The organism is Glaciibacter superstes DSM 21135 (genome assembly GCF_000421145.1).
GTDB lineage: Bacteria > Actinomycetota > Actinomycetes > Actinomycetales > Microbacteriaceae > Cryobacterium > Cryobacterium superstes.
Genome location: NZ_ATWH01000007.1, coordinates 222,413 through 234,639, shown reverse-complemented (window position 1 = coordinate 234,639; position 12,227 = coordinate 222,413). Strand labels below are relative to the sequence as shown.

Annotated in this window: 11 protein-coding genes and 2 pseudogenes; 6 read left to right on the top strand and 7 right to left on the bottom strand. The window is 65.6% G+C overall.

Features of this window, described 5'->3' with window-relative positions; translation table 11 throughout:
* The first annotated feature begins 4 nt into the window (after positions 1-4).
* The 4 genes from K323_RS25680 to K323_RS0111800 all read left to right on the top strand — a co-directional run bounded on the left by K323_RS25680 (position 5) and on the right by K323_RS0111800 (position 4,583).
* Positions 5-1,393, top strand: coding sequence for an MFS transporter (locus K323_RS25680; RefSeq protein ID WP_169515645.1), 1,389 nt, complete (start codon positions 5-7; stop codon positions 1,391-1,393).
* Between the two features lie 53 nt (positions 1,394-1,446).
* The gene (locus K323_RS25675) at positions 1,447-2,232 is read left to right on the top strand and encodes an HpcH/HpaI aldolase family protein (RefSeq protein WP_022885488.1); all 786 of its coding nucleotides are present in this window, start codon (positions 1,447-1,449) and stop codon (positions 2,230-2,232) included.
* Complete coding sequence (locus K323_RS25670) at positions 2,232-3,224, top strand: C-terminal binding protein (protein WP_022885487.1); 993 nt, start codon at positions 2,232-2,234, stop codon at positions 3,222-3,224. The genes K323_RS25675 and K323_RS25670 overlap by 1 nt, the downstream gene beginning before the upstream one ends.
* An 834-nt stretch (positions 3,225-4,058) precedes the next feature.
* Positions 4,059-4,583, top strand: a complete 525-nt coding sequence (locus K323_RS0111800; RefSeq protein WP_022885485.1) for a CGNR zinc finger domain-containing protein — start codon at positions 4,059-4,061, stop codon at positions 4,581-4,583.
* A gap of 194 nt (positions 4,584-4,777) precedes the next feature.
* Here the strand turns inward: K323_RS0111800 and K323_RS25665 are convergent.
* Positions 4,778-5,326: pseudogene (locus K323_RS25665) on the bottom strand (integrase core domain-containing protein); the annotation flags it as partial.
* Between K323_RS25665 and K323_RS25660 the strand changes: the two are divergent.
* Positions 5,311-5,538 (top strand): annotated as a pseudogene (locus tag K323_RS25660) (P-loop NTPase family protein); the annotation flags it as partial. The pseudogenes K323_RS25665 and K323_RS25660 sit on opposite strands and share 16 nt — an antisense overlap.
* 68 nt (positions 5,539-5,606) lie before the next feature.
* Here K323_RS25660 and K323_RS0111780 read toward each other — a convergent pair.
* The 4 genes from K323_RS0111780 to K323_RS0111765 are packed head-to-tail and all read right to left on the bottom strand — an operon-like array spanning position 5,607 to position 9,130.
* Positions 5,607-6,278, bottom strand: a complete 672-nt coding sequence (locus K323_RS0111780; protein WP_033372966.1) for an energy-coupling factor ABC transporter ATP-binding protein — start codon at positions 6,276-6,278, stop codon at positions 5,607-5,609.
* Positions 6,279-6,286: 8 nt separating this feature from the next.
* Positions 6,287-7,411, bottom strand: a complete 1,125-nt coding sequence (locus K323_RS0111775; RefSeq protein WP_022885480.1) for a thiolase family protein — start codon at positions 7,409-7,411, stop codon at positions 6,287-6,289.
* Entirely contained in the window at positions 7,401-8,492 is a 1,092-nt protein-coding gene (locus K323_RS25655) for an AMP-binding protein (protein WP_022885479.1), read from the bottom strand. The genes K323_RS0111775 and K323_RS25655 overlap by 11 nt, the downstream gene beginning before the upstream one ends.
* Positions 8,489-9,130 (bottom strand): biotin transporter BioY, encoded by a 642-nt coding sequence (locus tag K323_RS0111765; protein ID WP_022885478.1) that lies wholly within the window; start codon positions 9,128-9,130, stop codon positions 8,489-8,491. The genes K323_RS25655 and K323_RS0111765 overlap by 4 nt, the downstream gene beginning before the upstream one ends.
* 83 nt (positions 9,131-9,213) lie before the next feature.
* Between K323_RS0111765 and K323_RS25650 the strand changes: the two genes are divergently transcribed.
* Positions 9,214-9,855, top strand: coding sequence for a TetR/AcrR family transcriptional regulator C-terminal domain-containing protein (locus K323_RS25650; RefSeq protein WP_022885477.1), 642 nt, complete (start codon positions 9,214-9,216; stop codon positions 9,853-9,855).
* 441 nt (positions 9,856-10,296) lie between these two features.
* Here the strand turns inward: K323_RS25650 and K323_RS0111755 are convergent, their stop codons facing one another.
* Complete coding sequence (locus K323_RS0111755) at positions 10,297-10,785, bottom strand: MarR family winged helix-turn-helix transcriptional regulator (RefSeq protein ID WP_022885476.1); 489 nt, start codon at positions 10,783-10,785, stop codon at positions 10,297-10,299.
* Positions 10,786-10,915: 130 nt separating this feature from the next.
* Entirely contained in the window at positions 10,916-12,196 is a 1,281-nt protein-coding gene (locus K323_RS25645) for an MFS transporter (protein WP_169515644.1), read from the bottom strand.
* Positions 12,197-12,227: the final 31 nt, after the last annotated feature.

Here is a 12,227-nt window from a genome sequence, read left to right as displayed (position 1 = left end):
TCCTGTGTTGAACGAAGAGATCGCCCCACCCTCCACACCGGAGGCCCCAACGTTGTCGAAGGCCCGATCCTTCCGAGCGATCGGCGCCGCGACCGCGGGCACCTTCATCGAATGGTACGAATACGGCCTTTACACCTTCGTCGCCGGCCTCGTGATCGCCCCGTTGTTCTTCCCATCCGGCGCGGGCCCCGTGGCCATACTCGCCACCTTCGGTACCTTCGCGGTCGGGTTCGCTGCGCGCCCGATCGGCGGAATCGTGCTCGGTGCAGCGGGAGACCGGTGGGGGCGGCGGCCGGTGCTGATCTTCTCGATCATCCTGATGGGAGTCGCGACGACCGGCATGGGGCTGCTGCCGCCGTTCGCCGTGATCGGGATCTGGGCACCGATACTGCTCGTCCTCCTGCGACTGATGCAGGGATTCGGGGCCGGTGCTGAACTAGCGTCGGCGATGATCTACGTCAACGAGTCCACCCGGCGAAAGGCGAAGGGGTACCACTCCTCCTTCCTCCTAGTCGGATCGATGCTGGGCGCGATCCTCTCCCTTCTAATGTTCACCGGACTGAGCGCCGCCCTCACTCCCGACGACTTCACCGCGTGGGGTTGGCGTGTCCCGTTCCTGTTCGGAGCAGTGCTTACCGTCATCGGCCTCCTCCTCCGCCGGAAAGTCGGCGAGTCGCCGGAGTTCGAGAAAGTGCAACGCGAGCGGCAGGCCGGGCTGGTGCCCGAAGCCCGAAAGAACCCTCTGGTCGCGATGGGGCACGCCTTCCGCGCCAGCCCGCGCAACTTCATCGCCGGCTTCCTGATGCCGTCGGGACTGAACGTGACGGGCTTCGTCGCCCAGGCCTTCGGCATCAGCTACCTCTCGGGCCAGATCGGGCTGAGCGCAGACCAAACGCTGCTGACGATCCTCGTAATGATGGGGATCGGCGTCCTTGTGCTCCCGCTCTGGGGCCGTCTCTCGGATCGGTTCGGCGCGAAGATCGTGCTGTACGTCGGCGCGATCGGCGGAATCATCCTCGCCTTCCCCTACTTCATGGCCCTGCAGACCGGCAATCTGCCGCTCATCATCATCGCGAGCGTGCTGATCTGGGCCGTCGGCTGGGCCGCGGGGAACGCCGCGCAGCTGATCATCCTCCCGGCCATGTTCCGCACCGAGTACCGCTCGTCGGGCCTGACCTCCTCGCGTGAGCTGCAGGGCGCCCTCGTCGCCGGACCGACCCCCCTGATCGCCACCGCTCTCGTGCTGGCGCTCGGCGGCCAACCCTGGCTGGTGGCCGGGATGATCGTGCTCGCCCAGGTCATGACGATCGTCGCGATGCTGATCGCGCGCCCCACCCTCACCGCCGACGAGGTCGACTCCGTTCCCGCGCACCGCGGGCTCGGCATCCGTTGATCGCTGCTGTCCCTGCCCACCCCACCCCACCCCACCCAACCGAAAGCTCACCAATGCCCAGCTACAGTCTCCGCTCCCGCATCCACGACGCCCCGCTGATCGGCACCACGATCGTTTCCAGCTCGCCGACCGTGGTCGAAGCCCTCGCCTCGACCCCCTTCGAGGCGCTCTGCATCGACCTCGAGCACTCTGCGACCACGATCGCCCAGCTCGAGCAGCTCGTGCGCGCTGCCGACGTGCACCGGACCCCCGCGATCGTGCGCGTTCCCGAGGTCGGACATTACATCTCACGGGTTCTCGACGCGGGCGCCGCCGGCATCATCGTCCCGCGCATCGAGACCGCCGCTCAAGCAGCCGAGGTCGTGGAGCGAGCCCGCTATGCCCCTGAGGGCAAGCGCGGAAGCGGACCCGGCCGTGGGGCCGCCTACGGAGCGAGCCTCGCCTCGCCGGACTACTCGGCCGCCACCAATGCGAGCGTCCTCGTCACCATCCAGATCGAGTCGACGGCCGGTGTCGAAGCCGCGGACGAGATTCTCACTACCCCCGGCCTCGACGCAGTGATCATCGGGCCGGGCGACCTCGCACTGTCGCTCGGTGTGCCGATGGGCTCCGAGGAGCACTGGGCGGCGGTCGACCGCGTACTGACCAGCGCAGCGGCCCATGGCGTGAGCAGTGGAGCGTTCTGCTTCACCCTGCCAGACGTCGAGCGATACCTCGCCTCCGGGTCGAGACTGATCCTCGCCGGTGGCGACTTGAACTGGACCATCGGTGGCGCAATGACCGAATGGCACGACATCCAGGCCCTCCGCTCGGCCGACGAGCCGGTAGGCACCCGCTGATGGCGCGCCAGAAGGTCGTTCTGAGCAATAGCGCAGTGCCGCTGCAGGAAGAGGCTGCGCAGGTCTTCACCGGACTCGACGTCGACTTCGTGACCGTTGACGCCCCCACGGAGGACGATCTCCTCCGTGTGGCCGGCGACGCGGATGCCATCATTGCCCTCGCCGAACCGCTCAGCCGACGCGTGATCGAGGGTCTTCCCCGCTGCCGCTCGATCACGAGGTTCGGGATCGGACTCGATGGCGTCGATATCGACGCCGCGACCGAGCAGGGAATCTGGGTCACAAACGTGCCGGACTCCAACTACCGCGAGGTCGCCGTCCACGCGATCACCCTCGCACTGTCCGCCTCGCGGCGCATTCTCCTGCTCAACCAAGCCATGCACCAGACCGGGTCCGCCTCGCTCGCGCTGGCCGTCGGAACCAGGCGGCCGGACGATCAGACCTTCGGCCTGCTCGGAATTGGCCGGATCGGGCGGCGCGTCGCAACCATGGCCGCTGCGATCGGGTACTGCGTTCAAGCCTTCGATCCGGCGGTCTCGGCAGCCGACGCGCGCGCTCTGGGCGTGGCACCGGTGAGCTTCGATGAGCTCGTGGGCACCTCGGACATCCTTTCGCTACACGTGCCCCTGATCGACAGCACACGCCACATCATCAGCCGCGAAGTCATCGCCCGGATGCCCGCCGGCGCCGTGCTCGTAAACGTCTCGCGCGGCGGCCTCGTCGACGAGGAGGCTCTCGCGGCGGCGATCGCCTCGGACCACCTCGCCGGAGCTGGCATCGACGCTCGGCTCGGCGAGCCCGCTCCGATGCCAGACTGCCACCCGCTGCGAGGGCTGGACCGAGTCATCCTCACGCCGCACTCCGCGCACTACAGCGTCGAGTCGCTCGCCGAGACCAAGGCGAAGGCGCTTGAGGATGTCGCACGGGTGCTGCGCGGCGAACGGCCCGTCTACGCCGTGAACGAGCCCGCGGGGCTCGGAGAGGCTGCATGAGCCAACGCGCCACCGGCGGCGAACGCCACCGAGCGCCGTCTCCGGTCAGCCCACACAATCGACGACCTTCGCGCGATCGCCCGCGGCGCGCGCGTCAGCCAGGCGACGTCCTGAGCAGGGCGCTGCGAGGGACGCAGCCAGCAGTCGCCGGCCCCGCCCCGCTCCCTTGACCGTCAGTCGGTGATGACGACCACTCCGGACACAGCGTCGAGGACTTCGACTGTGCGCGCCATCGCGATCGATCTGCGCCCGCGGCTCGGGGGATCTGAGTCTCATTGAACATACCGCGGCCGTAGAACTGCTCCTGACCGGGGATCCCGAGGTTCTCGATGAGTGCGGGCTGCACTGAATCGGCGACGACGCGCCTGGTTTCGCGCGAATAGTGATCCCGCACGACATTGATCTTTGCAAGCGGCATTTCTGCCGCTACTTTCGCGGCTTCGATTCGTCATCAAGTCTCCGGCGACGCAGCGCATCTGCTCGCCGCGCCGGTCGATGCGCCCTGGGTATTCATACGCAGAGTCAGACTCGAACTCGTTCGTATTCGTTCTCTAGGGACGGCCACTGTGCATAAAGATCGCAACGTGTTCACTGACTTCCGACGGGGCTCCGACAACTCTTGTTAGGGCTGCGGGTGGGGCATCTCGGTGCTCCTGGAGATCGACTCTGCGGGCACCGCACCCTGTACACCTCACATAGACCAGGTGGCCGGCAGAGGTTCGGTGCCGGGACTCAGTCGCCCACGAGTGTTCGTGCTGGGCATCGGACGCGTGGAGGTTCGGAGTGATGGACGCGGGAGTTGTGGTCATGTATCTACGATGATGTAATGGTCTTATGCAACTCAACCCTTACGGAGAGTATGCGGTCCTCCTCGCCGCGTCGCTCGCCAATGATTGGCCCCATGACCGCGCGGGAATCGTGGCGCGCACGCGGGACTTCGGCATGACAAAAGAGATCCCGGCCACGTCGGTGGATTACGAGCGTGCGCGCCGTGTCATCGATGACTGGCTGCGTGTCGTCGACGCGCCATATCCGGACGCGCGCGCCGAGCTGTTGAACGCTCAGATGGCTGAGGCGACCGCCTATCCGCGACTCACGGACCACGATGGGGAGGGGTGGCACCTGCACTATCGAGACGAGGACCAAGCGCTGCCGGCGGCACTGCGGGCAGTGATCTGCGTCGGTACGTCACTACATCTCGTTACACGCGGCATGCACAGACTCCGTCGCTGTGCTGCGGAGCCCTGTGAGGTCGTCGTCGTCGACACGACCCGCAACGGTCGCCAGCGCTACTGCTCCGTGCGCTGCGCGAACCGGGCCGCTGTGCGACGGCACCGCGCCCGCCCTGTTCTGTACTAATTCGTTCCGCACTCATCGGTTGTCCTGTTGCGAAGGGTTTCGATTGACACGCTTTCCGACGAAGCGCACCGTCTCGATGTCATTGGCGCTGAGTTCGCGCAGCGGCACCAATTCTTCTTTAGCAACCAAGGGAGAACTCTCGTTTGCTAGGCCGTCGCGCGCGGCTGGTTCGACTTGCACCCTTCGACCGATCGCTAGGTGTACTGCCCAGGCAGGTTGGCTAACCGGCTGATGGGTGGCTTGGCTCCGATGGCGGTGTGGGGCCTGTGGTGATTGTATTCGTGCAGCCATGCCGGGAGGGCGTTGCGACGAGCTGACTCGGTTGCATAGAACCTGCTGAAGGCCCAACCGTTGGCAAGGGTGCGGTGGAAGCGCTCGATCTTCCCGTTTGTCTGGGGACGATAGGGGCGCGTCTTCTTCACCTTGATATTGAGGCCGGCGCAGGTCTGGTGCCACAGCTTGGATTTATAGGCGGGGCCGTTGTCTGAGAGGACCCGCTGGACGGTGACGCCTCGGTCTGCGAACCAGGAAACTGCCCGCAGGAGCACGCCGACGGCCGTCGCGGCAGTCTCGTTGTCGTGGATCTCGGCATAGGCGACGCGGGAGTGGTCGTCGATGACCGTGTGGATATAGGCGGTCCCAAGGAGTCGGTGGCCGGTTGAGCTGCGTTTGTCCGTCGTGGTCGCGACCCGGTTGCGTTGCCCGGCGAAACGGCCGACGAACCGGTGCCCGCCTCGACCTGGCGCTGGTGCTCGCGACGAAACCGCATGTGCTCCTGCTCGACGAGCCCACCAACCACCTGTCGATCGCGCTCGTCGATGAACTCACCGACGCACTCGCCGCGACGCAAGCGGCCGTGCTGCTCTCCACCCACGATCGGCAGCTCCTCCGCGACGTCGACGATTGGCCCTCGCTGAGGCTCGGCGCTATGACGGAAAGTGAGGCGCTGGTATGAGTAGTCGGGAGTGCCTACGCGACGTGCAGGTAGCTGCGTAGTGCGTCGGGTGCCGGGGCGGTAGATGCTCAGCATCGCAGAAGCGCTTCGTATTCTGAGACGACCCGGACGGGCTCGCCGAGCGCTACCGCCCGTCCCTCGCTGAACAGCATTGCCACGTCGCAGCGTTGGGCGAGGGCGAGATTGTGGGTTACCATGACCAGGCGGTGCACTGTGTCCTCGAACAAGTGATCGGCGACGCGCCTGGCGTTCCGTGCATCCAGGGACGCGGTCGGCTCGTCCGCGATGACCAGTTCAGGCCTGCGCACGAACGCCCCACACAAGGCGAGGAGTTGTTTTTGTCCCCCCGAAAGGTCGTGCGAAGCTCGCCCGGCCAGGTCGGAGAGCCCGAAGCGGGTGAAAGCCGCTTTGACCCGCTCGTCGCGTGCGCTGGGTCTGAGCCGTCCGGCTCGAAGCGAGAAGGCGACGTCTTCGGCGACGGTGGGCATGATAATTTGTGCGTCGGGGTTGCTGAATACCACTGCAGCGCGGCGGCGCAGTTCCGCTGCCTGTTTCTCCGGATCGACGCCGAGAACGCTCACGGCCCCAGAGGCGCGTTTCACTAGCCCGCCAAGTAGGCGCGCGAAAGTGGACTTCCCCGACCCGTTCTCACCGATGACGGCCACTGTGCGGACATCGAGCTCCAATGAGACGTCCTGCAGCACGTTCACATCGCCCAAGCGTACGCTCACCAAATCCATCCGGATGGTCACTTGACCACCTCCACGACGGCGGCGATGCCCATGCCGCCGCCGACTGATGCGGCAGCGACACCGAGCGTGCCCGCGGGCGCGCCGGCTCGCACGAGCCGACTGAACAGGCGCACGAGCGCTACTGCGCCGCTCGCCCCCCATGGGTGCCCGAGGGCCAAAGCGCCGCCGTCGGCAGAGACCCGTGGATCGTCATCGTCAATCCCGAGTCGATCGAGCACTGCAAGGCTTTGCGCCGCGAACGCTTCGACGATCTCGAACGCCGTCACGTCCGCGGTCGTAGCGCCGGCCGCGCATAGAGCCGCATGGATTGCGGGAGCGGCGCCAATGCCTGGTAGGGCAGGGTCGCACCCAATGATGGTGGCGGCGCGGACCGCCAGCCCGGGTCCGATCCCGGCGGGTGCGACGATCAGAGCGGCGGCTCCGTCTCCGATACGGGTTGAGGTGCCCGCGGTGAGGGTGCCCCCGGGAAACAGGGGCGGGAAGCGGTGAAGCAGTGATTCTGCGCCGCCGATCGCGTCATCGGCGTGGAGTCCTGCCAGAGGCACAAGTTCGGCGTCGAATCGTCCAGCGGCGAGAGCATTGCGGGCCCGGGCGTGGCTCCGTGCGGCGTGCTCGTCTTGCCTGTCTCGGGTGATGCCGTCGTAGGCGGCAAGATCCTCTGCGGCCTGGGTCATATCGGGGTCGGGATATCCTTCAGGAGCGAATGGGGCACGATGATAGGGGACGCCGAGGACGCTTCGAACCGGTGCAGTGGAGGCGCTTTCAACTCCGCCGGCCACGCGCGCCCGTTCGTCGCCGCCGCATATCGCTGCGACCGCCTCGAGCATGGCGGCAAGGCCGCTGCCGCACTGTCGGTCGATGGTGCCACCGGGCACGTGCGAACCGAGTCCTGCTGCCAAAGCCGCTACTCTGGCCGGGTTGCCCCCCGGGCCCATGCAATTACCCAACACGACATCGGCCACCTCTATTGGCATGCCGGTCACGGCTGCGGCGTCCGTCAGCGCCGCCTGGATGACCGCCGCGCTCAGCTCTGCAACGTGCAGCCCCGCCAGGGCACGTCCGCGGGTGCCGATAGGTGTGCGTCGAGCGGCGACGATCACAGGATCTCGATCAGATGACAAGGCGGCGGACCTCCCCTGCGAGCACTTGGCGCACCACTTCGGCCCGTGCGGGCTTCCCGGATGCGGTGCGCGGAATCGCCCCGGTAAACCACTGTCGAGGGCGATGGGCGGGCGCGAGCTGCGAGTCGACGCTCATACGCAAGCCTGCCGGGGTGTCGGAGTGAAGCTCGAGGAGCGCTGCCACGAGCGCGCCGATCCGTGCTCGAGGCAACCCGAACACGATCGCATCGCGGACGCCGGGTATTGCCCGAAGAGCTACCTCGACTTCCTCAGGGACGATCGTCGCGGACGCGCTCAGGATCGCGTCGTCCGCGCGACCCAACAAACGCAGCCTTCCGCCGACGATTTCCGCCTGATCACCGACCGTTGCCCACCCGCCTTCTTTACGCAGCGGGCCGAGGGCACCGAGATACCCGGACGCGACGAATGGGGACCGCACCCAGAGCGTATGGTCGCGGACATCCAACTCCACCCCAGGGAATGCTCTCAGCCCGTCGCCCTGATCCACTGCGACGAACGACAGCTCGGCCGCGCCGTAATAAGCGGTGACGCGGATGCCTGCCGCCTCCGCCCGTTCGCGGAGCACCGGATCAAGGTGGGACCCGCCGATGAGGGCGGTTCGCAGGGAGGGTGGCACACTCGAGTCCAGCACGGCGCGTAACGCCTGGGGGGTGCCGTGCATGCTCACCGCCGCCGAACCTTTGGGGGGCCCGATCATCGGGGACGGTCCCCCGGCTAGCGCGTGGGCGAGTGAGAAAAGTGTCAACGACGCTGAGGGCGGTGCAGGTAACGCCACCAGATTGCTGGGACCCGTATCGAGAATCTGAGCGACCGTGTCAAAAGAGTCTTCCCAAGATGCCGCACTGCGCAGCACAATGCGCGGTCGACCACTGCTACCGGAGGTCAAAGACGCCCAGGCGGCGTCGCCGAGCTCGTCCAACTTCTCGACCGTGGCGGCTACGGTCGCCCAATGGGCGGAGGGCCAGCGGGAGTCGCCCACAAGTGGAACGTCACCGGCGTCTCGGATCTCGCGAAGCCGGTCCAGCAGTTCCGCGGAGTTGTCGCGGACGAGAACGATCACGGCAGCAGCGCGGGGTCGTTCTCGGCCATAGCGACGTGTCTTCGCATCCACATCCGTCGGAAGGCACGTAGGTAGGCCTTCAGGGGAGTTTTAACGACGATGGTAGCGATCACTGCCTTCAACACGTCGCCCGGCACGAATACCAGACTGGTCAGAGCGGTCTCGACCAACGGCAGCCGGGTCACTAAACTCTGCACGGGGATGCGGACGGCATCGACAGCGAAGATTCCGCCGGCAGTCATGCCGAGGAAAGTGCGCCAGATCACGGGAATGTGTCCGTCGGCCTGCACGATCAAACCGATCACGATCGCACCCACGATCCAGCCGAGGGCAAACCCGGCGGAGGGAGCTAGGAATACGCCGATTCCTCCGCGACCGCCCGCCAGGAAAGGCAACCCGATGGCCGTGAGCAACAGAACGACTGTGACAGACAGCGCTCCGAGCCAGGGGCCGAGAACGGCTCCGGCGAGCATTACGCCAAGGGTTTGCGCGGTAATCGGGACGGAGCCGAGCACCGTGAAGCCTCCCGGCAGGTCAAGGACGACGATGAGGGCCGCGAACACGGCGACCCGGGCTAGGTCCGTCGCATCGGGCGTCCGGGTGAGCCGTGTCGTTGCGGCATATAGGAGTTTGACCATGGTGCCTCCGACTGGATGATTTCCGAATACTGACGGTTCGCCTGAACGGTGTTCACCTGAACGGTGTTCACTATAGTGGTTTCATGCCGACAGAAGCACGCAGCCGTGGCCACTCGCGAGAGGACGTCGTCCGCGCTGCATTGCACATCTTGGACGAGTACGGGCTCCCCGACCTCACGATGCGACGCCTCTCTCCCGCGTTATGCATTCAGCCCAGCGCGCTTTACTGGCACTTCTCGAATAAACAGAGCATGCTGGCCGAGCTGTCTGATCGGATCGTGTCGCGAGGCTTGCCAGCACAGGCAGAGTCTGAGTGGACCACGCAGGTGAGGACGGCAGCCGCTGCTCTACGCGATGCGTTGTTGACGTACCGCGATGGCGCGGAGGTAGTCCTCAGCACCCTCGCGCTCAGACTCGGCTCGACCGTGGCGCACGACCGTCTCGCTTCAGCGATCGCAGCAGGCGGTTTCGACGACATCATCATCGACCAGGCTGCGACCACCCTTTTGCATTTCGTGCTCGGCCATGTCTCCCACGAACAGCAGCGGATGCAGTACGACAGCCTGGGCGCACTCACCGAGACGCCGGCCGGCGCCCCGCGCGGTGCACCGACACCCGCCACCGAGTTCGCATTTGGCGTGGACTTACTCGTGGGCGGCCTGCAATTCAGCTACCGCCCGTCGGGCACCGAAACCGCACCCACCCAGCCACACCTTCATCGCTAATCTCGTCACTGTCCGACGACCGCATAGCACCGCACTCTGGTCGTTGCAATGTCGCGAAGCACCACGCGGTCGTGCGCGCATCAGACCCTCGATTCACCCGCCGGCTCCAGGAGCTCGAACGGGGTCAGTGGCGAGGCGACACCGTTGACCTGTATGCCCACGGCTTGTGTTCCGGGGTAATAGTGGCGCGATGGCGATAGTTTTGCGGTCCTCCTCACGACCGAGTCGAGCTCCGCGTAGTTGCCCGGGACGTCCGAGAGAAGCGCGTCGCGGAGGAGATCGGATCTCTGTCGGAGAGCTAGTCCATCGAGCTCCGCAGCAGCGGCGCGAAGGTGAGTGAGCTTTGCCTCAGGGAGAGCGGCCGCGATACCTCGGGCGAGTGCCTCGGCGACGTGGGGCCCATAAGTTCGTCTGCGAAGTGCATATTGTTCGATTATTCCGTTAGGTCTTCCGTCGACGCGGTGTTGAAGAACGTGGCGGGGTCGAGCGAAGGTGGTCGGCCGCTTGCTCGAGGATGCGTGCGAGTTCGTTGACGTCGGTGACGGAGAGATTTGCGAACAGCAGATCTTGAAGCGCCTGAATGTGGCCGGGCAATACTGTCGCGAGCACGTCGCGGCCCGCCTCGGTCACCGCGACGACGATGCTGCGTTCATCACCTGGTGCCGGCGAGCGGGTGACGAACCCGCGTTCTTCGAGAAGTTGGGCCTGATATGTCAGTCCGCTACGGCTATAGACAACGCCGTCGGCGAGGTCGGTCATCCGACGCTGCCCATCTTGGGCGTCATTCAGACGTGTGAGTAGCTGAAACTGGACGTAACTGAGGCAACCGGCGTCGCGGAGTTGTTTCTCGACTGCATGCCGCAGTAGAGCGCTCACCTCTGTGAGGGTGAAATACGCTCCAAGTTGCGTGGCAGTAAGGGATGAGGGCATCTACAACATGTATCCGATAGGACTGCGGACAAGCCACGATCTATCGCAAGCACGTGGTTGCCGCCGAGGGCGATCCGGCCCATCCCGAAAGCGCGGAGCGTCTAGCAAACCTGCCGACAGCAGCCTTCTGTCAAGTCGTTGATCGGCTGACGACCGAATCGAAACGTTCGAGCTGTGCTTTCCGCCTGGCTTCCTTCACCGGGAGAATCGTCGCCGCGGCCAACAACATCACCGCCGTGCTGACGACAAAGAGGGCCGGGTAGCCACTGACCGCGATCACCCACGCTCCGACGAGTGGTGCAATCGCCTGTCCGACGTTCGTCGCGAAGTTGAAAGTACCGAGCCCGCGACCGGCATGTTCTCGGGGGCTCGGTAGCACCTGGCTTGCCAGCGCGGTACCGCAGGCGATCGCCAGACCCAATGCCACGCCCAGGCAGGCCGCCAAGGCGAGGATGCCCTCGGCCGTCGGCCACAGCACCGGAAAAAAATTCGCCACTGCGACCAAAGCGCATGCCACCAGAATGAACAGCTTGCGACGGGCCAACCGATCGCTCAGCCATCCGCCCGCCACAACGGCGACGACGACACCAACTCCGCCGACGACGGTCGCTTGCCCCACCAACCCGGCGGCCCGAGCGGGCTCAACACCGACATAGTCAGTCAAAAGATAAAGGAGATAGCCGTTCACGCTGCCATAGGCGATTGAGAAGCACAGACGCCACACGAAGACCCACACGAAGTCAGGATGACGCCTCGGGTCAATGACGAACCCTCTGACAAAAGCCCCTACCCGGAACGGCACCCGCTCGCGGGATTCACTCGGTTCTCGGAAGGTTACCGAGAACAGCACGGCAGCTGCGATAACGACCCCTGCCAGGAGCCAGTATCCAGCGGCCGGCTCATCGGCGAAGCTGCCGATCGCAACGACGCCGGTCGCACCGCCGACAACCGCCGACATTCCGAAGACGCCGGCGACGATCCCTCGACGGCGCGTCGGGAACGAGTCAACCAGGTACGCGGTCGAGGCGATGTCCAGTCCGTTCAGAAAGAACTGACCGACTGCCCACAACACGGCCAACGCGGCCACGCTTTCTGCGCCTCCCATGGCACCCATGGCACCCACTGCAGCGCCGCCGACCACGGCGCCCACCAGCATCCACGGTACGCGACGCCCCCATCGTGTCCTTGTCCGGTCGCTGAGCGCGCCGAACAAGGGCTGCGCCAGGGCCGTGACCGCGAACGAGATCGAGGTCACCACGGCAAGAGCGGCAACTTTTCCATCCGGATTGATTTCCGCGAGCTGCGCGGGAAGCAACACGGACAGTACGCCAGCGTAGGTCGCGAAAAGGGCGACACTTACAACCGCAAGGCCCACGAGGAGGCCCCACCCTCGCACCTCAATCACTCGCACAGAGCACATTCTTCCATCTGCACGGCTCCTC